General features: G+C 61.3%; 21 protein-coding genes. 8 read left to right on the forward strand and 13 right to left on the reverse strand.

The features are described 5' to 3' along the window. The first annotated feature begins 209 nt into the window (after nt 1-209). From ACST81_RS01580 to ACST81_RS01595, 4 genes are all read left to right on the forward strand, one after another. On the forward strand, nt 210-1,277 hold the full coding sequence (locus tag ACST81_RS01580) for a helix-turn-helix domain-containing protein (RefSeq protein WP_438751056.1): 1,068 nt from the start codon (nt 210-212) through the stop codon (nt 1,275-1,277). Nucleotides 1,278-1,820: 543 nt separating this feature from the next. Next, nucleotides 1,821-2,873, forward strand: a complete 1,053-nt coding sequence (locus ACST81_RS01585; protein ID WP_438751057.1) for a helix-turn-helix domain-containing protein — start codon at nt 1,821-1,823, stop codon at nt 2,871-2,873. Nucleotides 2,874-3,177: 304 nt separating this feature from the next. Beyond that, nucleotides 3,178-4,311, forward strand: a complete 1,134-nt coding sequence (locus ACST81_RS01590) for an efflux RND transporter periplasmic adaptor subunit (protein WP_438751058.1) — start codon at nt 3,178-3,180, stop codon at nt 4,309-4,311. Beyond that, the gene (locus ACST81_RS01595) at nt 4,308-7,451 is read left to right on the forward strand and encodes an efflux RND transporter permease subunit (protein WP_438751059.1); all 3,144 of its coding nucleotides are present in this window, start codon (nt 4,308-4,310) and stop codon (nt 7,449-7,451) included. Before ACST81_RS01590 ends, ACST81_RS01595 begins: the two co-directional genes overlap by 4 nt. Before the next feature lie 49 nt (nt 7,452-7,500). Here ACST81_RS01595 and ACST81_RS01600 read toward each other — a convergent pair whose 3' ends face one another. From ACST81_RS01600 to ACST81_RS01655, 12 genes are all read right to left on the reverse strand, one after another. Further along, the gene (locus ACST81_RS01600; RefSeq protein ID WP_438751060.1) at nt 7,501-8,538 is read right to left on the reverse strand and encodes an urea transporter; all 1,038 of its coding nucleotides are present in this window, start codon (nt 8,536-8,538) and stop codon (nt 7,501-7,503) included. Nucleotides 8,539-8,644: 106 nt separating this feature from the next. Next, nucleotides 8,645-10,348, reverse strand: a complete 1,704-nt coding sequence (gene ureC, locus ACST81_RS01605) for an urease subunit alpha (RefSeq protein ID WP_438751061.1) — start codon at nt 10,346-10,348, stop codon at nt 8,645-8,647. 9 nt (nt 10,349-10,357) lie between these two features. Then, complete coding sequence (locus tag ACST81_RS01610) at nt 10,358-10,663, reverse strand: urease subunit beta (RefSeq protein ID WP_438751062.1); 306 nt, start codon at nt 10,661-10,663, stop codon at nt 10,358-10,360. 10 nt (nt 10,664-10,673) lie between these two features. Continuing rightward, entirely contained in the window at nt 10,674-10,976 is a 303-nt protein-coding gene (gene ureA, locus ACST81_RS01615; protein ID WP_438751063.1) for an urease subunit gamma, read from the reverse strand. 23 nt (nt 10,977-10,999) lie between these two features. Beyond that, a complete protein-coding gene (locus ACST81_RS01620; protein ID WP_438751064.1) occupies nt 11,000-11,824 on the reverse strand; it encodes an urease accessory protein UreD in 825 nt (274 codons plus the stop codon). Between the two features lie 133 nt (nt 11,825-11,957). Beyond that, a complete protein-coding gene (locus ACST81_RS01625) occupies nt 11,958-12,476 on the reverse strand; it encodes a YqhA family protein (RefSeq protein WP_438751065.1) in 519 nt (172 codons plus the stop codon). Nucleotides 12,477-12,547: 71 nt separating this feature from the next. Beyond that, on the reverse strand, nt 12,548-13,231 hold the full coding sequence (locus ACST81_RS01630; RefSeq protein WP_438751066.1) for an urease accessory protein UreF: 684 nt from the start codon (nt 13,229-13,231) through the stop codon (nt 12,548-12,550). Nucleotides 13,232-13,313: 82 nt separating this feature from the next. Then, entirely contained in the window at nt 13,314-13,892 is a 579-nt protein-coding gene (locus ACST81_RS01635) for a HupE/UreJ family protein (protein ID WP_438751067.1), read from the reverse strand. Nucleotides 13,893-14,015: 123 nt separating this feature from the next. Continuing rightward, nucleotides 14,016-15,452: a GntP family permease gene (locus tag ACST81_RS01640; protein WP_438751068.1), complete on the reverse strand. Its 1,437-nt coding sequence runs from the start codon at nt 15,450-15,452 to the stop codon at nt 14,016-14,018. 348 nt (nt 15,453-15,800) lie between these two features. Beyond that, nucleotides 15,801-16,442 carry a ThuA domain-containing protein gene (locus tag ACST81_RS01645; RefSeq protein ID WP_438751069.1) on the reverse strand — a complete coding sequence of 214 codons (642 nt, stop codon included), beginning with the start codon at nt 16,440-16,442 and terminating at the stop codon, nt 15,801-15,803. 23 nt (nt 16,443-16,465) lie between these two features. Beyond that, entirely contained in the window at nt 16,466-17,566 is a 1,101-nt protein-coding gene (locus ACST81_RS01650) for a Gfo/Idh/MocA family protein (protein ID WP_438751070.1), read from the reverse strand. A gap of 41 nt (nt 17,567-17,607) precedes the next feature. Next, nucleotides 17,608-18,813: an ROK family protein gene (locus tag ACST81_RS01655; RefSeq protein ID WP_438751071.1), complete on the reverse strand. Its 1,206-nt coding sequence runs from the start codon at nt 18,811-18,813 to the stop codon at nt 17,608-17,610. A gap of 205 nt (nt 18,814-19,018) precedes the next feature. Here ACST81_RS01655 and ACST81_RS01660 point away from each other — a divergent pair, with 205 nt between their 5' ends. The 4 genes from ACST81_RS01660 to ACST81_RS01675 all read left to right on the forward strand — a co-directional run bounded on the left by ACST81_RS01660 (nt 19,019) and on the right by ACST81_RS01675 (nt 23,263). Continuing rightward, nucleotides 19,019-20,323: an ABC transporter substrate-binding protein gene (locus tag ACST81_RS01660; RefSeq protein WP_438751072.1), complete on the forward strand. Its 1,305-nt coding sequence runs from the start codon at nt 19,019-19,021 to the stop codon at nt 20,321-20,323. A gap of 112 nt (nt 20,324-20,435) precedes the next feature. Continuing rightward, nucleotides 20,436-21,335: a carbohydrate ABC transporter permease gene (locus ACST81_RS01665; protein WP_438753322.1), complete on the forward strand. Its 900-nt coding sequence runs from the start codon at nt 20,436-20,438 to the stop codon at nt 21,333-21,335. After that, a complete protein-coding gene (locus ACST81_RS01670) occupies nt 21,328-22,176 on the forward strand; it encodes a carbohydrate ABC transporter permease (RefSeq protein WP_438751073.1) in 849 nt (282 codons plus the stop codon). Before ACST81_RS01665 ends, ACST81_RS01670 begins: the two co-directional genes overlap by 8 nt. Nucleotides 22,177-22,195: 19 nt before the next feature. Next, nucleotides 22,196-23,263 (forward strand): ABC transporter ATP-binding protein, encoded by a 1,068-nt coding sequence (locus tag ACST81_RS01675; RefSeq protein ID WP_438751075.1) that lies wholly within the window; start codon nt 22,196-22,198, stop codon nt 23,261-23,263. Between the two features lie 429 nt (nt 23,264-23,692). Here ACST81_RS01675 and ACST81_RS01680 read toward each other — a convergent pair whose 3' ends face one another. Next, nucleotides 23,693-24,739 carry an NAD(P)-dependent alcohol dehydrogenase gene (locus ACST81_RS01680; RefSeq protein ID WP_438751076.1) on the reverse strand — a complete coding sequence of 349 codons (1,047 nt, stop codon included), beginning with the start codon at nt 24,737-24,739 and terminating at the stop codon, nt 23,693-23,695. Nucleotides 24,740-25,044: the final 305 nt, after the last annotated feature.

Consider the following 25,044-nt stretch of genomic DNA (forward strand, 5'->3'; position numbering starts at 1 on the left):
TCCTCCCTCACATGTTACTATTCTACTGTCTCGTGCCGCATCCGCGGTTCACCGAGGTAACACATCGTTAACGATGTTTGCTCAGGGTTTATTTTCAATATAAGATCAGAGTTGCAACCTTTGGGAGAATAAGATTTCTTCGATCGCACTGCATATGTGCCGATTTCAGCGAACTTCATGCGTGCTTACACTTGATTTAGGGAGCTATCATGGACGCACTGGTAAAATATGGGCAGAAGCCAAGCGATCTTTTCCTTGATGAGCCTCTAAAATGTGCGATCGAATGCGACACGGGCTGTGCCTCTTCGCATCAGCGCTTCGAGTTCTTCCGCAGTTGGCATTCTGACATCGTCGATGTCGGGCTTCGATGCGGCGATACCATCACTTTCGAGGCGCAGGAAAAGATCTGGCCGCTCGGGGACTGTGCATTTGCCGCGATCGACGCCTCTCCCCATCACCTCCTTCGTTGGGAGCACAAGAGAAAGCCGGCCGTCGATCATTGGCTCGTGACCGTGAAACCGGCAGCTGAAACTGCGTCGACCAACGGCAAGCCCCGGCGAAAGCTTCGCATGAAGAACCTGGCAGCACCCGACGTCTGCGAAACCGAGGGCGGAATCATCGCGCTTTTCCTCCCTCACAGCGCAGTTGTCGCCCCTCTCCATCCCGAAATCTCGGACAATGCTGGCGAATTCCTTGCGGATTATCTGACCCTGCTTCACAGCAATCTCGCCCATCTCACGCAAAGCAATGTTTCCGGCGTCGTTGAAGCGACCACGCAGATGGTCGCCGCAACGCTTGCCCCTTCTCATGAAAAGCTGGAGGAGGCACAGGCTCCGATCGACGCCGTGATCACCACGCGCGCCATTCGCGCGATCAATTGCAGACTTGCAGACCCTGAATTGACCCCGGACCATCTTTGCCGAAGCGTTGGCGTTTCCCGGTCACGCCTCTACCGGATTTTCGAGCCGGCCGGCGGCATCTCCAATTATATCCGCCGCAAGCGCCTGCTTGAAACGCGACGCGTGCTCGCGGAGAGTACAGATGGGCGTTCGGTCTCGAACATTGCCGAGAGCATGGGTTTCACCGACCCGTCGACCTTCAGCCGAATGTTCAAACGGGAATTCGGACTGTCCCCAAAGGAAGCCCGCGCCCTCGGGTGGCAAGGAGTGCAGCACTCCACCTGGCTGGAAATCGATCAACCTGTCGGCTGCCCGAATACCCTCAACAGCCTCCTGATCAACAACTCATTGGGCTTATCGATAGGCGCCAGCTCTTGAGAGCATGGGTCGCCATGGGAAATAATTGGACAATTTACCCACAATTGGGATTCGCTGCATATGTTCAAATTCCATGGCGGAACTAGAATCGCCTCATCGCCCGAGCCTGACGACACAACGCTCAATCGCTTAATTTTGGCTCGGGTTCATTTTATGCCGAGACGGCAATACCGATTTTCGCGACCTCCGGTCACTGCCGTCCCCGGGAAAGGCTGACGCTCTAGCCAAGATCGGACGCGAGAATGCACTCGACATTGCTACGTCCTCGTCTCCGTCCGTCGAGCAATTTATTTCTATCGAACATGGCACGCTGGCGTCGCAGAAATCCAGTCTACGGAAGAAGACGTCCATCGGGATGGCTGGCCGGAAAGTCTGGAAAACGGGTGATCTGGCCCTGAGTTCAAGAATGCCCGGGACCAGGAAGCGACGTCCGCTCAGCCCGGCTCCGGTCGATGAAACCGGCGAAGCATGCAACTCGCTGGACCACCACCTGATCGACAGTTCCCGCGTTCTCTCGCTAACGCCCAACGATAGGGAGGTTTCATGCAGCACAAGGCTCAAACAGCAGCGGAAGGCAACGGAGAGGCCGCCTTGAAGTGTGTCATCGACATAGACACGTCCGGGGCGCCGCCTGCAGAACAGTTCGATCTGTACAGAAACTGGAACGCCAGTCTGGTGGATATCACGCTCCTGCGGGAGAGGTTCAAGGCTTTCGCCGCCCGCCAAAGGGCTTGGCAACTGGGCAATCTTGCTCTGGTGTCGCTGGAGTTTCCCGGTACTGGCTATCACCGGCGCTGGAGCGGCAGGAAGAACCCGGTTTTCGATCACTGGATTCTTTCTGTCCCACGCACGCTTCCTGCGGGTGGCGGGCCGGAGCAGGTTGGAAAATTGTGCTGGCAATGCCTTGCGGTACCGCATGAAGAAGAGGCTGAGGACGATGGCGCCCTCGTTCTGTTCCTTCCACGGGATTTTGCGTTCTCGCAACCGGTCGATCTCGCCATACGCCCGGAAATGGCGGCCTTCATCGCCGACTACATCCAGCTCCTCTATCGCTCACTTCCCGATCGGACGGAACGCGATGCCGAATACATCGCCGTCGCGACGATCAACCTGCTCGCCGCTTGCATCACCCCGTCCCGTAATCACGTTTTCGAGGCGGAGGGGCCGATCAATGCGGTGATCATGGCGCGTGCGAACAAGCTCATCGCCGCTCGGCTCACCGAGCGCGATCTATCGCCAGAAAAACTGTGCCATGACCTGAACGTCTCTCGGTCGCGGCTCTACCGGATTTTCGAGCCGACCGGAGGAATCTCCAGTTATATCCGGCGCCAACGCCTGCTGCGCACCAGGAACATCCTTGTCGACAGCACGGACAGGCGGTCGATTTCGGCCATCGCCGAAGAATGGGGGTTCATGGACGCATCGACATACAGTCGGACATTCCGGCGCGAATTCGGCATGACCCCGAAGGAGGCCCGCGAGACGGGCTGGCTCGGGATCAAGCATCCATGGGCTCCGCCCGGGGGACCACATGGTGATGTGGCCCCGTCCCTGAACGTCCTTCTGATGAACAGCTATCTCGCAGGGCAATTGTAAACGGTTCCCGATTGCGCTTGTTCGGAACCATCAGCCTGCTTGTTCCAAGCGTTCAGGGTGCCGGCTGTGAGGCCAGAGGATTTACCCGGCTTAATCGACATCCCTGTGCAGTTTATCCCGGCTTCATGCACCGGGTCCATTTTTCCGTAGATGACGGCAAATCCCCGGGATTTAAAGGCATTTTCCCTTTCCGCCCAGCGCCATGCAGAAATATGATTCCTTGCCGACGCTCGGAACGCGATGATCGCCTCTGGGTTTTGTTCACGGCCTCGGCCGCGGGCATTGACGTTTTCCGGAGTGGAACATGGGAATTTCCGACAGCTTTTCTGGTGTCCTTTTCGCCTCGCTGATCGCAGCTTCGCAGTTGATACTGGCTCCAGCGCGCGCTGAAGACATGAAGGTTACAACGTTCACCGTTACACTGGAGGATGTTTCACCGAAACACGAATTCGTGGGCCGTGTGGAAGCACTCAACGCCATCGACATTCGCTCCCGCATCGACGGCTTTATCGACGAACGGCTGTTCGAGGAAGGTTCCTCCGTTGAAAAAGGCCAGGAGTTGTTCCGGATGGACAGCCGCGCGCTCGACATCGCGCTGGCCGATGCGAAAGCCTCCCTTGCCCGCGCCGAAGCAACCCTGGTCGATGCCGAACGGCAGCTTGTGCGAAACCGCTCCCTCAACCAGTCCGTCGCCCGTGCGACAACCGAGCAGAGCGAGACCACGCGCGACACGGCCGCTGCGAGCGTCCAGTCGGCTGAAGCGGCCGTAAGACAGGCTGAGCTCAACCTCAGCTACAGCCACATCACCTCTCCCCTGAAAGGGCGCATTGGGACGGCCGCTCTTGCGGCAGGCAGCTTCGTCAATTCCGCCTCGCCGGCATTGGCGCGCGTCGTGCAGATGGACCCTATTCGGGTGGTCTTCTCGGTGAGCGACCGCACCTTGCTCGAACTTAGGGATGCTGCCGGCGGAGTAAGCAAGGACGACCTTGCCAGCCGGTACAAAACGTCCCTGAGGCTATCGAACGGGCAAGTCTACGCACACAAGGCGCCGATCGCATTCCTGGGAAGCGAGGTCGATGAGCGAACTGGGACCCTTCCCGTTCGGGTGCTCTTTCCCAACCCCGACCTCCTGCTCATCCCCGGCCAATTCGTGACGGTCGTCGCCTCCGAAACCGCACGGATCGAACGCCCGACCGTCCCCCTCGGCACGGTACAGCAGGACCGCGAGGGCAAATACGTCATGCTGGTCGATCCGGACAGGAAAGTCATCCAGCGCCGCATCACCGTAGCCGAGCAGGCACATGGAAACTGGATCGTCGAAACCGGACTGGTGGGTGGCGAAAGCGTGATTGTCGACGGACTCCAGAACATTACGGAGGGATCCGTGGTGGAGATCGCCACAGGCGCAGACGCATCTCAACCGGCGGTTTCCAAATGAATATTTCCGCCCCTTTCATCGGCCGCCCCCGCTTCGCAATGGTGATCGCGGTCGTCATGCTCATCGCCGGCACGGTCGCTCTCCTGCAGATTCCGGTCGCGCAGTTTCCCCAGATCACACCGCCGGAAGTCCAGGTTTCCGCCAGCTATCCCGGTGCCAACGCAACGGTGATGACCGACAGCGTCGGCGCCCCGATCGAAGAACAGGTGAACGGCGTCGAGGGCATGATGTACATGTCTTCGTCCAGCTCCGATAACGGCACCTACAGCCTGACGGTGACCTTCGAAGCGGGGACCGACCCCGCGATCGCCCAGGTCAACGTCCAGAACCGCGTTGCTCTGGCAACGCCCCGCCTTCCGGCCGCCGTCACCCAGGCCGGGGTAACGGTCCGTAGCCGCTCGTCCAGCATGCTGCTCGGCCTGGCCATCTATTCCCCGAAGGGCACCAGGGACGAGGTCTTCATCAGCAACTACGCGTCGGTGAACATTCGCGATGCCATCGCCCGCCTTCCCGGTGTCGGCGAGGCCAGCGTGTTCGGGCCGACCTACAGCATGCGCATCTGGATGAATCCCGACCGTATGGAGGCGCTGGGCATCACGGCAGCAGATATCAGCTCTACGATCCGGGCGCAGAATGCCCAGGCCTCGGCCGGCCAGATCGGTTCGCCTCCCGCCACGACGGGACAGCAGATGCAGCTTACTGTGACGGCGCGCGGGCGGCTCGCCAGCGAGGCCGAGTTCGGCGATATCATCGTCAGGAGCAACCGCGACGGCGGGGTCGTCCGGCTTCGCGACGTCGCGCGCGTGGAACTCGGCGCCCAGTCCTATGACACGGCTTCCACCCTCAACGGCCGCCCGAGCGCGACCGTCGTCGTCTACCAGTCCTCCGACGCCAATGCGCTCGGGGTCTCGACAGCCGTTCTCGGCGAACTGGAAAGGCTTTCGACGCAGTTCCCGGATGACGTCGCCTATACGCTCGTCTTCGACACGACATCCTTCGTGCGGGAGACCATCCGCGAGATCTTCGAGACGCTCGCGATCACCTTCGTGCTCGTCGTTGCCGTGGTCTTTGCATTCCTGCAGGACTGGCGCGCGACCGTCATCCCATCCCTGACGATCCCCGTGTCGCTGATCGGCGGCTTTGCTGTTCTTTACGTGCTGGGCTATTCGGCGAATACGATTACGCTCTTCGCCGTCATTCTGGCGATCAGCCTCGTGGTGGATGACGCCATCATCGTCGTGGAAAATGTCCAGCGCTTGATGAGCGAACAGGCCATGGACATTCGCACCGCGACCCTCGCCACCATGCAGCAGGTCACCGGCCCGATCGTCGCGACGACACTGGTGCTTGCCGCGCTCTTCATTCCGGTCGCGTTCCTGGCCGGCATCACCGGCGAACTTTATCGCCAGTTCGCTGTCACGATCCTCGTGACGATCGTCTTCTCGACGATCAATGCCCTGACCCTGAGCCCGGCTCTGTGCGTACTCATCCTCAAACCCGCGCCGGAACGCAAAACAGGGATTTTCAGCAAGCTGAACAGCGGCTTGGATGCGTCCCGCCGGTTTTATCTGCGGATGTTTGCGATTTTTGCGCGCCGTCTTGTGCTTTCCGGCGTACTCTTCGTCGCTGTCGTGGCCGGCATTTATGGCTTTTATCGCATTCTGCCGACCGGCTTTGTGCCGGCTGAGGATCAGGGATATATGTTCATGAACGTGCAGCTTCCGAACGCTGCATCGCTGGAAAGAACCCAGCAGACGATAGCGGAGGTCAGTTCCCTCCTTCAGCGAACACCGGGGATTGCCAATACGATCGGCATTGCCGGCGTCAGCATGGTCGGCGGGGGTGGTTCGAACAGCGGCATGATCATTTCGGCGCTGGAACCGTGGAGCGAGCGCGGAGCGGACCAGAGTGTGTTCTCCCTGATCAACCGGCTGCGCCCCGAGCTTGCAGCGATATCGACCGCGTCGATCGTGCCCTTTAATCCGCCCGCAATTCCCGGGCTCGGCACCACCGGCGGCTTCGACTTTCGTCTTCAGGCGAGGGCCGGACAAAGTCAGCAGGAACTCGCCGAGGTCATGCGCGACCTGATCATTCGCGCAAACCGGACACCCGGACTTGCCGGCGTGTTCAGTACGTTCTCGGCCGATGTCCCGCAGCTCTACCTCGACATCGACCGAAAGCGGGCCGAGCTCTATGGCGTTTCGCCCGCGGCGATCTTCAGCACGCTGCAGGCCCATCTGGGATCCGCCTATGTCGACGATTTCAATATTTTCTCAAGGGTGTATCAGGTCCGGCTGCAAAACGAGCCGGCCTTCCGCCAGCGCATCGAGGACATTCAGCGCCTGAGGGTGCAAAGTCAGTCCGGCGATCTCGTTCCCCTGCAAAGCATGGTTTCGATCTCGACGATCTACGGCGCAAGCTCGGTCAACCGGTACAACCTGTTTTCGTCCGCCGCGGTCAACGGGCAGGCGGCCGTCGGTACCAGCTCGGGCCAGGCGCTTGCAATCATGGGAGGACTGGCTGAAGAAGCAATGCCGTCCGGATTCGGTTTCGAATGGACAGGACTTGCGCTTCAGGAAATGCAGGCGGGCAGCGAGACGGTGCTCATCCTTCTCATGGGGATCGTTTTCACCTATCTTTTCCTCGTCGCTCAGTATGAAAGCTGGAGCGTGCCGGTCGCCGTCATGCTGTCGGTCGCCGTCGCGGTCGTCGGCGCGCTGGGCGCTCTCGTCGTTGGAGGGATTGATCTCAATATCTATGCCCAGATCGGCCTGTTGCTGCTCGTTGGTCTTGCGGCGAAGAATGCCATCCTGATCGTGGAATTCGCAAAGGAACGCCGAGAGGAGGGCATGAGCATCGTCGAGGCCGCGACCGAAGGAACGTCCCAGCGCTTCAGGCCCGTGCTGATGACCGCCCTCGCCTCGATATTGGGCGTCGTGCCGCTGGTCATCGCCTCCGGTGCCGGAGCCGGTAGCCGCCAGGCGATCGGCGCCACGGTTCTTGGCGGCCTGCTGCTCGGCACCATCCTGGGACTTGTAGTGATCCCGGTGCTTTACGTAGCCGTCCAGACAGCGCGGGAAGCTCTCAAACAACGGCTGTTCGGCATGAAGCCCGCTGTACCCGAGGCTGCCGGAAAGTAGCCGGCTCCGGCCTTCTCCTCTCGGAGACGACCAGGGGCAACGCGCGCATTCAATCCAGTGTTTTCCGCTCAAGATAGCGCGCGCGGTTTTCCTCGGGCGTCGTGGAATCGGCTGGTTGCACCGGCACAAGGGCCTTGAATGCCCCCTGCCCCAGGAGCATGAGCCAGGTGACGAGAACGAAGGTGGATGTCAGGACGGGCATTCCGATCGGTTTGAGGAAGATGGCGATGGATGCCCAGAGCCAGCTCGCAACCACGGCGCCGAAAATGGCATAGAGCAGGCTTCGCCAGGTGAGAACCAGGAAGACGCCGCCGAGCGCCATCGCGGTCAGGGCGGAATTGTAGCCGAAGAGGCCGTCCCGCACCGCCCCTTCGGGGCCGCCATAAAGGGCCGCCACCACAGTGCCGACGATCGCGCCCAGAAGGCCCATTGCCGCGCAGATGCGGGAGTTCAGCGCAATGGCGACAAGGATGACGTAGCCGGAAATCCAGTTGTCCTGAAAGAATATCTGGCCGATCGACGTTCCTATTCCCTCATACCATGTCGAGAGAATATAGGGCACCGTTTCGGAAAACTGCTCGGGCGAGATCGGCTTGGCCATCGGCCCCGCATCGATCGCATCGAATTTCAAAACGGCAAAGAGAAACAGCCAGCCGACAAGGACGAAGGGCATCGTCAGGGGGGCGACCTTGTGAGGCCCCAGGATTGCGGCTGTGCTGGCAAAGGTCATCGTCGTCAAGGCGGCGGCGCAGATGAGATAGACGGCCATCGCAGGGGACGGCACGGCACCCGTCCGAAAATCCTCGCTGGTGAAGGCGATGAGGGCTAGTCCGACCAGCGCACCGTTGAAGCCGTACAGCCCATCACGCATCATGCCTCTGTCGGCCTTGAGGAGAAGGGCGGTCGCCGTGCTCGAGATGACGCCGAGGATACAGATCGCGGCGTAGATCCAGGAATTCCAGGCAAGCGCGACGAGGATCACAAGCCCGGACAGGGGATTGTTCTGAAAGACGACCTGGCCTATGCCCCGCAGGGACCAGTCCACGAAGGACAGGGGCGGATGATCACGAAAACGATCCAACTGCATTGATCTCTGCTCCTCGGGTAAGATCCGGACCTGCACGTTTCGCCCGTCGATCCAGGCGCAGTCGATGGAGGATAGGCGCGGCAGCCGCGCCCATCCTTTTCAGCGCCTAGAAAAGGAAGTAGCGCTGGCTCATCGGCAGGGCGTCCGCCGGCTCGCAGGTGATCAGTTCCCCATCGACGAGCACATTGTAGTTCTGGGGATCGACCTCCAGCTTCGGCGTGCGATTATTGTGCACCATGTCCTTCTTGGTGACCGTCCGGGTACCCTTGACGGCAACAAGTTGCTTGGACAGCTTCAGTTTCTCGCCGATCCCGTCGTCAAGCGCGGCTTGCGAGACGAAAGTGACACCCGTTGAACCCAGCGCCCGTCCGAGCACGCCGTACATCCGGCGATAGTGGACCGGCTGGGGTGTCGAAATCGACGCGTTCGGATCGCCCATCGGGGCAATCGCGATCATCCCGCCGATCATGACCAGCTGCGGCTTGACCCCGAAGAAAGACGGCTTCCAAAGTACGAGATCGGCGCGCTTGCCGATCTCGACGGAGCCGATTTCGTGGGCAAAGCCATGGGTCAGCGCCGGATTGATCGTATATTTGGCGACGTAGCGCTTGACGCGGAAATTGTCGTTCCGCTCGCTGTCTTCCGGCAGAGGGCCGCGCTGCACCTTCATCTTGTGCGCTGTTTGCCAGCAACGAAGTGTCGTCTCGCCGATGCGGCCCATCGCCTGGGAATCCGACGACATCATCGAAAAGACGCCGAGATCGTGAAGGATGTCCTCCGCGGCGATCGTCTCGCGCCGGATGCGCGACTCGGCGAAGGCGACGTCCTCGGGGATCTGCGGGCTGAGATGGTGGCAGACCATCAGCATGTCGAGATGTTCGTCGATCGTATTGATCGTGTAGGGCCGTGTCGGGTTCGTGGAGGAGGGCAGGATATTCTCCTCTCCGGCCGCCGTAATGATGTCGGGCGCATGGCCACCACCGGCGCCTTCCGTATGGAAGCTGTGGATCGTCCGTCCCTTCATCGCAGCGAACGTATCGCGCACGAAACCGCTCTCGTTGAGCGTATCGCTGTGCAGCGCGACCTGGATGTCCATCTCGTCGGCGATGGTGAGGCAGTTGTCGATCGCTGCCGGTGTCGTGCCCCAGTCCTCGTGCAGCTTGAGACCGACGACGCCCGCGCGGATCTGCTCGCGCAACGGTTCGGGCAGGCTGACATTGCCCTTTCCAAGCAGACCGACATTGATCGGCAGCGCATCGACTGCCTCGAGCATCCGGTGGATCGCCCAAGGCCCGGCCGTCACGGTCGTCGCGAGCGTGCCGACCGTCGGGCCGATGCCCCCGCCGACGAGCGTGGTCGTTCCGCTTGCCAGTGCTTCCTCCGCCTGCTGCGGGGCGATGAAGTGGATATGCGTGTCTATGCCGCCGGCGGTGAGGATGCGCCCCTCACCGGCAATGACGTCCGTCGCACCGCCAATGATGATGGTCACGCCGGGCTGGATATCGGGATTACCGGCCTTGCCGATGCCGGTGATGCGGCCGTTCTTGATGCCGACATCGGCTTTTATGATGCCCCAGTGATCGACAATGATGACATTGGTAATGACCATGTCGGCGACCTCAATCGCCGGGCGCTGGCTCTGCCCCATGCCGTCGCGGATCACCTTGCCGCCGCCGAAGGTCACCTCCTCTCCGTAAACGGTGCGGTCCTCCTCGATCTCGATGACGAGTTCCGTATCGGCCAGCCGCATCCTGTCGCCCTTGGTGGGGCCGTAGAGATCGGCATAGGCCTGTCGTGTGATCGTTCCCATTCGTGCCTCCTACAGCTTGCCCATAACCTTGGCGTTGAACCCGTAAACCTCGCGCTTGCCGTCGAGCGCCACGAGTTCCACGGTGCGTTCCTGGCCCGGCTCGAAACGGACTGCCGTTCCCGCCGGAATGTTGAGGCGGAAACCTCGCGTGGCCTTGCGGTCGAACAGCAGAGCCTCATTCGTTTCATAAAAATGATAGTGGGAACCCACCTGGATGGGCCTGTCGCCGGAATTGGCGACGTCGACCTTGCACGTCTGCCGCCCCGCATTCAGGTCTATGGAGCCGTCCTCTATAAAATATTCGCCGGGAATCATGATGGCCTCCTTACGGGATGGGATTGTGGACGGTGACGAGCTTCGTACCGTCCGGAAAGGTCGCTTCGACCTGGATGTCGTGGAGCATCTCGGGCACGCCCTCCATCACGTCGTCGCGGCTCAGCAGCGTCGCGCCGTAGGACATGAGGTCCGCCACGGTCCGTCCCTCGCGGGCACCCTCCAGCAGGGCCGCCGAAATATAGGCCACGACCTCGGGATAGTTCAGCTTCAGCCCTTTTGCCTTGCGGCGTTCGGCGACCAGCGACGCCGTAAAGAGCAGGAGCTTGTCTTTTTCACGCGGTAGCAGTTCCATTGCTTGGTCCTCATCGTTTCGGTTCACGTTGCCCAGATGCGCGGAGCAACGGCCTTTTTCATCAGGCCGCGTTCGCGAAGGATGCTCCACGCTTGCAGAAAGAGCGCCTTGCCTTCCGACATGCGCTGGCCGAGGTAGCGGCAGACGATCACGCGCTCGAGCTGGGTTACCGAGAAGACGCCGTGCGCCGCCGCGCCCAATTGATCACGGATGCGCTCGACCGTGTTCTCAAGCGCCGGCCCCGCATAAACCATTGTCCCCATGATGGGTTGGCCCGCAAAAACGTGCGGCGCGTCCAGCACCTCCGGCGCGCGCGAAAATGCCATCTGCTCGAACCAGATGGGTTCGCCGCCGCGGACTATCTCGACGCGCTGGCGAAGGCGCCCGTCGGCGAAGCGTTCGCCCGCCGCAGGCCGGCCGAGACTGATGAAATCCCAGCCGACATAAGCGGCATCCTCGCCGAGCGTGACGCGGATGCTGATCGAGGCATCGGCGCCGTCGAAGAGGATCGTTTCCTGCGGAAGATTTTCACAGACCGCGCCGGGGCCGACATCGATTAGGGTACGCTGGACGCTCGTGCCGCTTTCGCTGCGGTAGAATTTCGTCGCGCCGGGCGTCGTCAGGACGGCACGCGCCAGCGGCGCAAGATGGCATGTGATGTCGAGTACATCGCCGCCCGCAACGCCACCGGGCGGATGCAGGAGATAGACATGGGCGGAGCCATCGTCTTCCGGATGAAAGGCACGCTGCACGGCAAGCGGCCCACAATGCCGCCGGCGCATCAGCCGCGTCTTCCCGTGGGAATTCGCAAACCACAGTTCAAGTTCGGCCTGCCAGCCACCTGCCATCGGCGAAAATCCTTTTTTCAGATCCGCCCTTTCGACGGCCTGTGCTATTCAAAAGCTGGTCACTCCGCCCGAAAACGAATGGCTTTCGGAAGCCTGCATGCTGACGGAATGGATGGGACGCGCGGCCAGCCCATCAGACCGGTTCCTTCGTTTGATCGTCGTTTCTGTCGCGGCGCACCTCTTCCGACAGATGATGCGAGCTTGCGGTCAGTTTCATCGCGCCTGCCAGGAGAAGCGCAGATATCGGCAGCACGAGAGCTTCCCATTGCGGCGGTGTCTTCACTTCGCCCACCTGGGCTGCGAAATGAACGACCAAGTAGAGGATGATCATCTGGAAGAAGAGGTTCTTCAGTTCCGCGACCGTATCGATAATCATCCAGTGCGGCAGCCTTGACCGCTGCGCCTCGGGAATGTCGAGCGCAAAGCCAAGGGCGATGCCGCAGCCGACAACCATGAGGACGATGCCCAGCAGGATCTTGTCAGTGGCGCGCAGGACCCCAACGATGACCGAGAAATCCGGATCGAGCCGGGCCATCTGAAAGCTCTCCCACAGCATCAGGATCGCTTCCCAGAACATCAGGAAAGCGCCGAAAAGCACACCGGCTGCGGCAAGGAGGAGGACATATCGAAGGCCGCGAAACAAGGAAATCAAATCATAACCCTCCCGGGACTGGTTCGAAGGTTTGGTGCGCCGACCCGCTCACTTGCGTTTGCAAGGGAAGCCTATGAGCGGAACAGCCGGCTGTACTGCGTCTCGTGCCATGCGCTGGCCATCGCCATCGCCGGCGCGGCATTACCGATGTCGTCCTCCCCGATGGACTCGGCCCTCAGGGCCGCGCGCTCGATGACATCCCCTGCCGCGACGAGAAGGCGCTGGCCGGCCGTATGACCCAGCGGCACGAGCCGGATCGCGGCGGACACCTGCCCCTCGATGGCACTCCATAACAGTCCGCGCAATGCATCGGCCGCCGCGATAGTCCAATGGGTAGCGGCAAGTGCAAATGCGGCGGGATAGCCGAGCTTTCGGTCGGCGAAGGATCGAGCCGAGGAGACGTCGAGGTCGTGGAGAACCTGCATCAGCGCGCTTCCCATCTGCTTGTCCTCAAATTCAATCTCCCGGCTTTCCCGTGTCGCTGATAGCCATGCATCGGCTTTCAGAAATGCGGCGCGATCACCCGCGCCGAGCGCCTGCATCATGCGCCAGAACAGGGCCGCGTCACAGACGGCGTAGCTGTGCTCGATAAGGCCGAATATCCAGCTGGACGCAGTGGCTTCGTCACGCACGACCCCGTCGTGAACCGCCCATTCGAGGCCACGAGAATAGGAAAAGGCACCAACCGGCTGGCTTGGGCTCACGAGCCGCAGAAGCTGGATGGGCAGGCCGACGGGCGTTCGTTCCGATGTCACATGTGTTCCCCAAAGCGGTTTACCCGAAGCCGCACACGAACCGGCGGATTCGAGCTTCTGTTACGCCGAAACCCTTAGCAGCTCAGTTTGCGATCAGGAGGACACCACAGAGCGCGGTGGCACCCCCGGCGATCCGCAGAGCCGCAGTACCGTGCATCAGGCGACCGACGGCGATACCCAGACCGATGCCCACTGCGTGAAGGAACATCGTCGCAAGCGCAAAACCTGCACCGAAGGACAGAGCGCTGTCGCCGACCATTTCCGCGCCGTGCGCATGGCCGTGGAAGAAGGCAAACACGCCGACAATTCCGGCCGCGGCCACAGCCGAAACAGGCTGAGCGATGGCGACCAGAAGGCCGATGGCAACAATCGATGCAAGGATCACAGGCTCCACGAAGGGAATCGGCAGGCCGGCGAGCGCTGCGACAAAGCCGAGCAGCATCACGCCGACAAAGGTCGCGGGAACGGCGATGAGCGCGCGTCCCTGCAGGGTTGCCGCCCACAGGCCAACCACGACCATTGCAAGGACATGGTCCATGCCCAGGAGCGGGTGGAAAAAACCGGCCATGAAGGAGCCATGTTCGCCATGGCCGACATGGGCAAAGGCTGGGGTACTCATCACCAGCAACGGTGCAAGGGTCAGAAAGGACAATTTTTTCATCGTACCACCTCCGCAGTGTTGATCAAATAAAGCCTCGAAAGTCGGCGGGACACCTTCCGTGTCCGGCAGCTCCGACAAAAATATCTTCACCAATCCGGCCGTTTCCGGATCGCTGCAGCCAGTTCAGAACGAACCGAACATCGACCCCAGCACAAAGACCGCGACCAGAGAGATGATGACGCTGACGATGACCGTCATCACCATGTCGAAATAGCTTCCGGCATGCGTCTGTTTGCTGATCTGCAGGAGCAGGAGCACCGTGCCGTTGTGCGGCAGGGCATCGAGCGTACCGGCGCTGATGGTCGTCAGGCGGTGCATCAGCGCGGGATCGATGCCGTATTGCGCGGCAAGGCTCATATATTCGGCACCGAGCGCATTGAGCGCGATCGCCATGCCACCCGAAGCAGTTCCCGTGAGGGCGGCCAGTGCGTTCATTGCGACGACCAGCGAGACGAGAGGGCCGCCCGGCATCTGCAGCACGGCATCCCGGACGACGTTGAAGGCCGGCATGGCCGCGACGACCGCACCGAAGCCGACGAGGCTTGCCACGGTCAGGATTGGCAGGACGGAGGAATTGGCGCCCGCATCGAGGGTTTCGCGCAGTTTCCCGAACCGGCCGTAATTGACGGCGATAACGGTGACGATTGCCGCTGCCAAGGCAAGCAAAACAGCCCAAACGCCGATCGCCGAGGCTATGTTGATGCCAAGCGCGGCTTCGGCGGCGGAAAAATCGATACGGGGCAGCACCACCAGCGCCATCAGGAAATTGACCGAGATGACGACGATCAACGGCAGGACCGCAAAAAGGAAGGATGGACCGCTGTCGCTGCGTTTTCCATGGTTCAGTTCATTCGGATCAAAATCGCCGGAGGTCGTTGCCTGTTCGCGCACCTTTTCGGTAAGGACGACGGCGGCATCGTCATCCGTGTACCCTTCCCCGGCAGCGCGCGCCTTCGCCTCGATGCGCGCCAGCCACCACATTCCGAAAGCGAAGGTGATGATCGACGCGATAATGCCGAGGCCCGGGGCGGCGAAGGTGGTCGTGCCGAAATACGGCATCGGAATGGCATTGTTGGTCGAGGGTGTACCCGGCATCGCCGACATGGTGAAGGTGAATGCGCCAAGACCGATCGCGGCGGGCATCAGCCGCGCCGGGATGTTCGCCGCGCGGAACATTTCCCGCGCCATGGGCACCAGTACGAAGAATGCAACGAAGACGCTGACGCCGCCATAGGTGACGACGGCGGAGGCAAGAACGACCGAGAGCATGGTCCGCTTGGTGCCCAGCCGTTCCGTGAGGAAGCGGGCGATCGAGGTGATGGAACCACTGTCATCCATCATCTTGCCGAAGATGCCGCCTAGCAGGAACAGGGGGAACCACTGCCCGACGAAACGCGCAGTGCCGTTCATGAAGGTCGAGGTCCAATGCGGCAGGAGCGGCTCACCCGAGATGCTGGCGGCGATGAGGGCGGCCGCAGGTGCCAGGAGCAACACGCTCCACCCGCGATAGGCGAACCACATCAGCAGGCCAAGCCCCAGCAGAATCCCAAACAGCCCCATGCCCGCACCTCACCCTGATCTGTTCAGCTGTGCTTCAAGTACGACCGCATGAAACCCAGCCGAGAAAGACCGAAGCGGCGAGCCATGCCATCCCGGCCTCTTACCGTTTTCATGAACCACGCCTGACGACTAGTCGACCGGCCGCGCGTGCAAAATCTTTGGGAAGCATGAGAAATGGACGCAGTGCCCATTTCTGGGATTCCTTGACTTGATTTGGAGCGCAAGGCCCAAGTGACACACCAGATGACGATGGCCACGGTGAGGATTGCAGTTCTGAACTTTGCGACCAAGACATAAATTTCGGATGGGTCCAGGCACTCTATCAAAGGGGCGGCCGACGCGGGTGAATCACCGCGCTGCCCAGTTGGCGCCACGGCGGAAGATCGTGCGCATCTGCGGCACGTCGAATTCCTTGGCAACGTGGCCGAGCGACGAGTAGAAAACGCGACCCTTGCCGTAGTTGCGCTTCCAGACCACCGGCATCACCACGCCATCGATCCAGTAGGCGTGGTCGCCGGTGAACGTCGTCGTCGCCAGCACCTCGTTGGAAGGGTCGACATGCATGTAATACTGCTCGGACGTGTAGGGAAAATCGACGATGCCTTCCATCACCGCATCGTCGGGACGTGTGACATTGACCGTGTAGTCGATAATGTTGCCCGGATGGGCGACCCATTGTCCGCCGATGATGAACTGGTATTCGACGCATTCCCGGAAGGCGTCACCAGCGCCGCCGTGATAGCCGGCGATGCCGACGCCGGTCTCGACGGCGGCAGCCAGGTTTTTCGCCTCCTCCTTCTCGATCTTCGACATGGTCATGATCGGCACGATCAGCGACAGGTCGTGGATCGACGGGTCGGCGAAGGCTTCCGTGGTGTTCTCCAGATAGACCTTGAACCCCTCCTCCTGGAGAATGTCCTTTATGATGTGGGCGCATTCCTGCGGCTCGTGGCCGCTCCAGCCGCCCCATACGATCAAAGCTTCGCGCATGTCAGTCTCCTCTGAAATCTCTTCTAGCGGGCCAGACGGCCGTCGATCAGCGATTGCGAGAGCGGCGCCGGCCGCTCCGGCCTGGTGGCGATGGTGACCGTTTGCCCCGTTTCCGCCGCGGTGCCGAAGGCTTCCATCACCTCGAGCACGTGCAGAGCGAGGTCTCCATTGGCCCGATGCGGACGGTTCGATAAAATGGCATGTGCCATGTCGGCAACGCCGAGCGAGCGGTAATTGCCGTCGGCATAGGGTTCCGTGGTCGGCTGCGGCTCGAAAACGCCGCCCTTCTTCAGGAGCGCGATGTCGCCGCCGAAATGGTTCGGATCGGGCACGATCAGCGTGCCCTCCGTGCCGTAGACTTCCAGCGGAACGTGCTTGTGGCCAGCGACGTCGAAGCTCATGCCGATCTGCACGACGGCGCCGTTGTGGAAAGCCATCACGCCCGAGACATGCGTCGGAATGTGAACGGGGATCGTCTGGCCATTGCGCGGTTCGCTGGTGATGATGCGCTCGTTGCGCGGCGTCATCGCGAAGCCGGCGACCTTCGCCACCGGTCCGAGCAGGTTGACGAGATCGGTGATGTAATACGGGCCCATGTCGAGCATCGGCCCGCCACCGGCCTGATAGTAGAAGTCCGGATTGGGGTGCCAGCGCTCGTGCCCTGGGCACATGAAGGTGGCGGTGCCACCGACCGGTGTGCCCAGCACGCCGGTATCGATGATCGATCGCGCCGTCTGATGTGCCCCGCCCAGGAAGGTATCGGGTGCCGCGCCGATGCGCAGGCCACTCGCCTTGGCGGTTTCGGCAAGCTTGCGGCCCTCGGCGAAGGTAACGCCGAGCGGCTTTTCCGAATAGGTGTGCTTGCCCTTGGCCAGCGCCTGCAGGCCCACCTCGACATGCGCCTTGGGCACCGTCAGATTGACGACCAGCTGGATGCCCGCATCGCCGAGCAGTTCGTCGATGCCGCGGGCGGCGAGATTGAATTCGCCGGCCCTCTGTTCGGCCAGCCCGCGGTTGAGATCGGCGATGCCGCGGATGTCGAGAACCGGAAACGAGGCCATCGCCTTCAAATAGGCCGATGAGATGTTGCCGCATCCGATGATGCCGATACCGAGCTTGTCCATGGTTCTCCTCCAAGACCGAATGATGTCAGATGGCCGCGCCGCTAGAGGCTCGAGGCCGGGCCCGTGGTTCCCCAGGGCGATTCATAGAGTTCGCGCAGCGCCACAACCGCCGCCCCTTGCGCCCAGGCCTCGTCCGGCGATGGATCGAACACCAGTTCGGCGACCTCGCGGATCGAGCGGGGAATGGCGCGGGCATAGGATTGTCGCAGGCTGTCGATGAAGACGGCACCCAGCAACAGCGTCGATCCGACGATGATGACGCGCGGCGGCCCGAACAGGGTGACGATGTTGGCGACCGCCAGGCCGACTGCCTCACCGGCCCGCATGGCGGTGGCCGACAGCGGGTTGTCGTCGGCGGAGATCAGCGTTTGCGCATGCGCCATGCCCCGCCCGACGCGGACGGCTTCGGCGAAATGGCCGACCAGCTGCTGCTCGCCGAAGATCGCCGTCTCGCCGGCGATCTCCGACAGGCGGACCGTCTGGTCCGAGACGTTTCCAAGCACCAGGTCGCCGAGATTGTGGCTGAGGCCGCCGGCGCCGCGAAACAGCTGGCCGTTGTGAAGAAGCCCGAGCCCCAGCGTCTGCTCCAGCGAAACGACGACGAAATCGTCCAGGTCGCGGGCATGGCCGAACCAGTGATGCGCCAGCGCGATGGCATGCGCGTCGCTTTCCACGATGGTCGGGAGATTGAGCCGGCTGGTCATCTCTTCGGCGAAATTGACGTCGGTCTCCCGGAAGACGGGGCTGGAGCGAACCCTTCCGGTCCGATGCTCGACGACGCCGGGAAGCCCCAGGCAGACGGTGTCGATATCGCTCAGCGACAGGCCGGCATCGACAACGCAGCGGCGCACGCCATCCTCTACCAGATCGCTGATCACGCCGATCGGCAGGCGATCGACGCGCACGGGAATGGTGAGCTTGGAGAGCACCTCGCCGCAGAAGTTCGTGAGCGCGAAGACGATGCGGTTGGTGGCGATCTTGGCGCCGACGACGCGGGCAGCGTCCGGGTTCAGCTCCAGCATGACGCGCGGCCGCCCGCGGGCCGCGGTATTGCGTATATCGCCCTCGTGGCGGGTGAGGATCAGTCCATCGTCGAGCAGTGACCCGGTGATGGCGGAGACCGTGGTGGTTGACAGCTGGGAGCGCTCGCTGATCTCGACGCGCGATATCGGCCCGCGTCGACGGATCTTGTCGAGCACGGTAAAGCGGTTGATTGCGCGCATCAATTCTGGGTCTGCAGTCTTCATGGAGGGCCGTATGTTCGCAATCTGTCGGGCAGGTTGAAGCCCTGATTTAAGCCGGGCAGCGAATTAAATAACGGCGATACCGACCCCATTGTCAAGCGGATGTGCCGAGAAAATCAACAATTACGGTTGACAACGCGGAGAATGTCGTTTGAATTAATCCGCATAAGGGAAAAATTGAGGATTGTTCCCTTTGGAGGAGGAACAAATGACCGATCATGACAAGACGACGTCCCTGTGGGGCGTCCGGCTCACTGCGCTTGCCGCTGCCACGGCGCTGACTTCACTTCTCGGGGTCCAGACGGCGGCGGCTCAGACCGTCGTCAAGTGGATGCATGTGGAAACGGTTCCGGCTTACATCGAGGCCTGGGAAGGCATAGCCAAGGACTATGAGACACAGCACCCGGATGTCGATATCCAGCTGCAGTTTCTCGAAAACGAGGCGTTCAAGGCGAAGCTGCCGACGCTGCTCCAATCCGATGCGGCGCCTGATTTCTTCTACAGCTGGGGCGGCGGCGTGCTGCGTCAGCAGGCACAGACGGGCGCACTGATGGATCTGACCGCGGCGATGAATGCCGACAACGGCGCCTGGGCGAAGACCTACAAGCCGGCTGCGGTCGCAGGCCTGACCTTCGATGGCAAGATCCACGCCGTTCCTTACCGCATGGGCACGGTCAGCTTCTTCTACAACAAGGATCTTTTTGCCAAGGCCGGCGTCAAGGCCGACGATATCAAGACCTGGAACGACTTCCTCGGCGCCGTAAAAACGCTGAAGGCGGCCGACATCACGCCGATCGCCGGCGGCGGCGGCGACAAGTGGCCGCTGCACTTCTACTGGAGCTACCTGGTGATGCGCAATGGCGGCCAGCAGGTGTTCGAAGCGGCCAAGAACAAGCAGGGCGAAGGCTTCATGGACCCGGCGGTGATCAAGGCTGGCGAGGAACTGGCCGAACTCGGTAAGCTGGAGCCGTTTCAGAACGGCTATCTCGGAGCAAACTGGTCGCAGACGCTCGGCACGTTCGGTGATGGCAAGGCAGCCATGCTGCTCGGCTTCGAAAACACCGAACCGAACCAGCGCAAGAACGCGGGCGACGGCAAAGGCCTCGCCTCCGATCAGATCGGCCGTTTCGCGTTTCCCATCGTCGAAGGCGGCGCCGGCAAGGTGACCGATACCCTCGGCGGCCTGAACGGCTGGGGGGTGACCAAAGGCGCCTCTCCGGCAGCACTGGATTTTCTGCGTTTCCTGACCAGCCAGGAAACCGAGCGGGAGCTGGCGGCCAAAGGCATGATTATTCCTGCCGCGGCAAACGCCGAGGAAGGCCTGAAAGATCGGCTGATGCGTGAAGCGGCGGACCAGCTTGCCGCATCCACCTGGCACCAGAACTTCTTCGACCAGGATCTCGGCCCGTCGGTCGGACGCGTCGTCAACGACATCTCCGTGGACATCCTGTCCGGCCAAATGTCACCCGAGGAAGGTGCGCAGGCGATCCAGGACGCCATCGAACTCGAGTAAGCCCAAGGGCCGGTGGCAATCCGCCACCGGCCGACCGGCCGCTGCCGGTTGCGCGTCGACGATGAACCATGGGATGAGCCATATGACTGCCAGCGTTGGTGACGCATCCAGCATGGATGCCGTGAGGAAAATCCGCTACAAGAGCCCGACCGCGCGCGGCCGTTTGCCGGCGCTGATCATCTTCCTGCCGCCTGCCATCCTTCTGTTCACGTTGTTCGTCATCCTGCCGATGGGCGAAGCTGCCTGGTACAGCCTCTACCGCTGGAACGGCTATGGCACGCCCACCGAATTCGTCGGGGTCCGCAATTTCGAGGTGCTGTTCAACAACGCCGCCTTCTCGCGGGCGCTGGTCAACAACGGCCTGATCATCGTCGTGTCGCTTCTGTTGCAGATTCCCCTGGCGATCTGGCTGGCGGTGATGCTCAGCCGCAAGATGGCCGGGGTGGTGGCCTTCCGCCTGGTGTTTTTCCTCCCCTACGTGCTGGCCGACGTCGCGGCCGGCCTCATCTGGCGCTTCGTCTATGACGGCGACTACGGGCTGTTTGCCGCGATCGCCGGCTTCTTCGGCGTCGCGACACCCTACGTGTTGGCGGACAGGGACCTGGCCATCTATGCGGTGCTCGCGGTCATCATCTGGAAATATTTCGGCTTCCACATGATGCTGTTCATCGCCGGGCTGCAATCGCTCGACAAGAGCATCATGGAAGCCGCCGAGATCGATGGCGCGACCGGCTGGCAGCGGTTTCGCTACGTGACCCTGCCGCTGCTCGGCTCGACGGTGCGGCTGTCGGTGTTCTTCGCCATCATCGGCTCGCTGCAACTGTTCGACCTGATCATGCCGCTGACCGGTGGAGGGCCTTCCAACTCGACGCAGACAATGGTCACCTTCCTTTACACCTACGGCGTCACCCGCATGCAGGTCGGGCTCGGCAGCGCCGTCGGCGTGATACTGTTCGTCATCTGCGTGACGATTGCCTTCGGCTACAAACGGATTTTCATGCGCCATGACTGAAACATCCTCTTCCGTCCGCGCCTCGGCCGGCACGCGCATCTATCTCTATCTTTCGCTGTCGCTGGTGGCGGCGGTTGTGCTGGTGCCGCTGGTGACCACGGCGCTCGGTGGCTTCAAGACGCTGGGCGACTTGCGGCTCAATCCATTCGGGCTGCCCAGCGAATGGGTGTGGTCGAACTACGTCGATATCCTGCTGGGCGAACGCTACTGGCATCAGATGATGAACTCGCTGATCATCGCCGCCGCCACAGTGTTCCTGACACTGGTCGTGTCGTCGATGGCGGCCTTCTGCTTTGCCCATATCCGCTTCTTCGGCGCCAACCAGCTGCTCAATTATTTCCTCATCGGACTGATGTTTCCGGCAGCGACCGCCATCCTGCCGCTGTTCATCCGTATCCGCGACCTGGGCCTGCTGGACAGCCACTGGGGGGTGATCCTGCCGCAGGTCGCCTTCGGGCTGGGCATGAGCATCCTGCTGTTTCGCAACTATTTCCGCAACCTTCCGGAAGAGCTGTTCCAGGCGGCCTTCGTCGACGGCTGCGGCTATATCCGTTTCTTCTGGTATATCTCGCTGCCGCTTTCGCGACCGATCGTGGCGACCGTCGGCATCGTCACCTTCGTCAGCAGCTGGAACAGCTACATCCTGCCGCTGATCATGCTGAACACCGAAAGCAAGTATCCCTGGCCGCTCGGCATCATGGTCTATCGCGGCGAGTTTGGCACCGATTGGCAGCTGGTGCTGGCCTTTATCACGCTGACCATCCTGCCGACGATTGTCGTGTTTTTTCTCGCCCAGAAACATATCATTGCAGGTTTGACGGCCGGCGCCGTCAAGTCCTGATCTCCAAGGAGCAACCATCATGGCATCGGTCGGTCTTCGTCACATCCGCAAGAGCTACGGCGCGCTGCAAGTGGTGCACGACGTGTCGCTCACCGTCGAAGATGGCGAATTCATCGCGCTGGTCGGCCCCTCCGGCTGCGGCAAGTCGACGCTTTTGCGGATGATCGCCGGGCTGGAGGACATAACCGATGGTCAGGTGACGATCGGCGGCACGGTGGTCAACGCTATGACGCCCCGCGAGCGTAACATCGCGATGGTCTTCCAGTCCTACGCGCTCTACCCGCACATGACGGTGGGCGAGAACATGGGCTTCAACCTGAAGCTTGCCGGCGTCGCGAAGTCCGAGATCGCCAGCCGCGTCGGCGAAGCTGCCCGCATGTTGGCGCTCGAGCAGCTGCTCGACCGCAAGCCGAGCCAGCTTTCGGGCGGGCAGCGGCAGCGCGTCGCCATGGGTCGCGCCATCGTGCGCGATCCTGCCGTCTTCCTGTTCGACGAACCCCTTTCAAACCTCGACGCGAAGCTGCGGGTACAGATGCGCACCGAGATCAAGTCGCTCCACCAAAAGGTCGGCACAACCTCCATCTATGTGACGCATGACCAGATCGAGGCAATGACGCTGGCCGACCGTATCGTGGTCCTCAATGCGGGCCGCATCGAACAGGTCGGCACGCCGATGGAGCTCTACAGGACGCCCGCAAACCTGTTCGTCGCCGGCTTTATCGGTTCCCCGGCGATGAACCTGATTGAGGGAACGGTCGATGGAGAGACCGACAATCCAGTGGTGCGCTTGGGAGAGGGTGCTGCTATCGCCATCTCACCCGATCGTAAAGTGCGCCGGGGCCAGAGCGTCAAGATCGGGTTGCGCCCCGAGCACTTGACGGCCGGCGGCGACGACAGCATCACAGGGCAGACATTGCTGGTGGAACCGACGGGAGCGCAGACGCATGTGCTGTTCGAATTCGCCGGGCAGCAGATGACCGCCGTCGTCGATGGCGATCATCCAGCCCGTCACGGCACGCCGTTTCGCGCCGGCATCGATCACAACCTGGTCTACGTGTTCGACAGGGAAAGTGGTAAGAGCCTGTAGATCCGCTGCGGCGTACACCGATCGCTCTCATCTGAGACAAGGTTGCGACCGGCGATGGTCATCGGTTTTTCCACGGAGAAACCGGTTCGGTCGCGCCGCACGTCGTGCAGGATAACCGGAGACATTTTTGCGCAGCTCTTTTCGGGTACTTAGAGCATCGTTCCCTTAATACGCCCCATTCTGCTGGAAGGAATTTTGGCCAGAAGCAAGGCGGCTGGCGAAAAGCGCAGCAAAAGCTGCGGTTGAGACGGCCACCGCCGGTCGTGGCCAAAATTCATCCAGCCCTTCGGGTTGGCTGAAAACGGTCGCCCACTGCGGCGGATGGCTGGACCGATGGATGTCGCATCGCTCTGCGCCATCCTTCTTGTGGATCGGCCGTTTTGAGCCAACAGAATGAATCGTATTAAGGGAACGATGCTCTAAAATCCGTCACCCGTCCAATACGATCTGCAGCTTGACATCGGAGGGCCGCGCCTCGACTGCACGGTCGAACGCCGCAATCGAATTCTCAAACGTGAAAGTTTCCGAGATCAGCGGGTTGAGATCCACTCGACCCGAGGCAAGCAGCGCGATCGAACGCTCGTACTGGTGGGCGTAGCGAAATACCGTCTCGATCCGCAGTTCCTTGGTGGTGGCGGTCGAAACATCGAAGGCGACCGGATTGACGGGAAGGCCCACGGCGACGATCGTCCCACCTGGGCGAACGAGCTGCATGAGCGTCTCCCAAGCCTTCGGCGAACCGGAGCACTCGAAGATCACGTCCGCGCCCCAGTCATCGGTCAATCGGTTGACTTCGGCGGCGAGGTTCGTCTCGCTGATGTTGACGGGAATGACGCCCTGGTACCGGGCGGCGATATCAAGTTTCGGCTGGGCAAGGTCCGCCACGATCGCACGTGCGCAACCTCCGGCGAGAGCGGCGATCGCCACCATGGTCCCGATCGGTCCGGCACCCAGGATGACAGCCGTATCGCCGGGCGCGATCTTTGCCTTGGTGGCCGCCTGCATGCCGACAGCAAAGGGCTCGACCATCGCGCCCTGAGCAAAGCTGACATTGTCAGGCAGCTTGAAAGTGTAGTTGGCCGGATGAACGACTTCGGGTGTCAGCACCCCGTGGACAGGTGGCGTCGCCCAGAAGGCGACGGCAGGGTCGATATTGTACATTCCAAGCCGGCTCGCCTTGGAATTCGGATCGGGAATACCCGGCTCCATACATACGCGATCACCGACTTTCAGGTGGGTGACACCCTCCCCCACCTCGATGACCGTGCCAGCGGCCTCGTGTCCGAGCACCATGGGCCCGTTGACGACAAAGGGGCCGATCTTGCCATGGGTGTAATAGTGAACGTCCGATCCACACACGCCAACGGTATGGATCTTGATTTTCACCTGGCCCGGCCCGGTGTTTGCCGGCAGGTCGATATCACGAAGTGCCAGTTCGTGCTGACGCTCTAGAACAAGTGCACGCTGCATTGCCATTTTCATCTATCCATTGATCTGTATCTGCTTCCAAACCCGAGGATCTCCCCCGGATTGCGACAAGGCCAAAATCGGCCGTAGGCATCGTCGACCATCGCCGTAAGCAACAAGACGATGGAGTTTTGACAACTTACATGGCTCGGAGAAGCATTCGGCCGTGATCGGCCGCGATGAAAACACCATCGATCCCGCTCCGGGATTTGCAAGCCCGGCTGACCATGGAAACTCCATAAACGGCTAACACACGGCGATCGCCCTCATTCATGCGCATTTCCTTCAAGCCCGATCATCGATGCGTATCAAGC

It is taken from the genome of Pararhizobium sp. O133, assembly GCF_051669845.1.
Lineage (GTDB): Bacteria > Pseudomonadota > Alphaproteobacteria > Rhizobiales > Rhizobiaceae > Pararhizobium.

Coding starts and splice junctions, on each gene's coding strand:
- ACST81_RS01645 (WP_438751069.1), bottom strand. CDS start 16,442: ATGCGCGAAGCTTTGATCGTATGGGGCGGCTGGAGCGGCCACGAGCCG.
- ACST81_RS01590 (WP_438751058.1), top strand. CDS start 3,178: ATGGGAATTTCCGACAGCTTTTCTGGTGTCCTTTTCGCCTCGCTGATC.
- ACST81_RS01585 (WP_438751057.1), top strand. CDS start 1,821: ATGCAGCACAAGGCTCAAACAGCAGCGGAAGGCAACGGAGAGGCCGCC.
- ACST81_RS01680 (WP_438751076.1), bottom strand. CDS start 24,739: ATGGCAATGCAGCGTGCACTTGTTCTAGAGCGTCAGCACGAACTGGCA.
- ACST81_RS01580 (WP_438751056.1), top strand. CDS start 210: ATGGACGCACTGGTAAAATATGGGCAGAAGCCAAGCGATCTTTTCCTT.
- ACST81_RS01635 (WP_438751067.1), bottom strand. CDS start 13,892: ATGAAAAAATTGTCCTTTCTGACCCTTGCACCGTTGCTGGTGATGAGT.
- ACST81_RS01655 (WP_438751071.1), bottom strand. CDS start 18,813: ATGAAGACTGCAGACCCAGAATTGATGCGCGCAATCAACCGCTTTACC.
- ACST81_RS01665 (WP_438753322.1), top strand. CDS start 20,436: ATGGATGCCGTGAGGAAAATCCGCTACAAGAGCCCGACCGCGCGCGGC.
- ACST81_RS01675 (WP_438751075.1), top strand. CDS start 22,196: ATGGCATCGGTCGGTCTTCGTCACATCCGCAAGAGCTACGGCGCGCTG.
- ACST81_RS01620 (WP_438751064.1), bottom strand. CDS start 11,824: ATGGCAGGTGGCTGGCAGGCCGAACTTGAACTGTGGTTTGCGAATTCC.
- ureA (WP_438751063.1), bottom strand. CDS start 10,976: ATGGAACTGCTACCGCGTGAAAAAGACAAGCTCCTGCTCTTTACGGCG.
- ureC (WP_438751061.1), bottom strand. CDS start 10,348: ATGGGAACGATCACACGACAGGCCTATGCCGATCTCTACGGCCCCACC.
- ACST81_RS01600 (WP_438751060.1), bottom strand. CDS start 8,538: ATGCAGTTGGATCGTTTTCGTGATCATCCGCCCCTGTCCTTCGTGGAC.
- ACST81_RS01640 (WP_438751068.1), bottom strand. CDS start 15,452: ATGGGGCTGTTTGGGATTCTGCTGGGGCTTGGCCTGCTGATGTGGTTC.
- ACST81_RS01650 (WP_438751070.1), bottom strand. CDS start 17,566: ATGGACAAGCTCGGTATCGGCATCATCGGATGCGGCAACATCTCATCG.
- ACST81_RS01670 (WP_438751073.1), top strand. CDS start 21,328: ATGACTGAAACATCCTCTTCCGTCCGCGCCTCGGCCGGCACGCGCATC.
- ACST81_RS01660 (WP_438751072.1), top strand. CDS start 19,019: ATGACCGATCATGACAAGACGACGTCCCTGTGGGGCGTCCGGCTCACT.
- ACST81_RS01595 (WP_438751059.1), top strand. CDS start 4,308: ATGAATATTTCCGCCCCTTTCATCGGCCGCCCCCGCTTCGCAATGGTG.
- ACST81_RS01610 (WP_438751062.1), bottom strand. CDS start 10,663: ATGATTCCCGGCGAATATTTTATAGAGGACGGCTCCATAGACCTGAAT.